Source organism: Streptomyces sp. WM4235 (assembly GCF_001279725.1).
Taxonomy (GTDB): Bacteria; Actinomycetota; Actinomycetes; order Streptomycetales; family Streptomycetaceae; genus Streptomyces.
Window position 1 is genome coordinate 1 of record NZ_LGDE01000323.1, and the last position, 378, is coordinate 378.

General features: G+C 75.7%; 1 pseudogene. It reads left to right on the plus strand.

The features are described from left to right. Nucleotides 1-378: pseudogene (locus tag ADK55_RS20770) on the plus strand (ABC transporter ATP-binding protein); the annotation flags it as partial.

Consider the following 378-nt stretch of genomic DNA (forward strand, 5'->3'; position numbering starts at 1 on the left):
GCGGTGCGGCGGCGCTCCTCGCGGCCGGGTACGACCACCGGGTGGACGCCATCGCCCCGCAGATCACGTACTGGAACCTCGCCGACTCCCTCTTCCCGAACGACGTGTTCAAGAAGCTGTGGACCGGCATCTTCTTCACCACGGGCGCCGCCGGCGGCGGTGCGACCGGGGGCGGCGCGGCGGGCGGTGCGGCCGGCCTCCAGCCGTCGGCGCGGTCCACCGACCCCGCGGCCGTGCCCGGCTGCGGACGGTTCCAGCCGGAGCTGTGCGCGATGTACGAGCGGGTCGCGGTCGCCGGGAAGCCCGACGCCGAGGCCCGCGAGCTGCTGGCCGCACGCAGCCCCTCGGCGGTGGGCGACAAGATCAAGGTGCCCACCC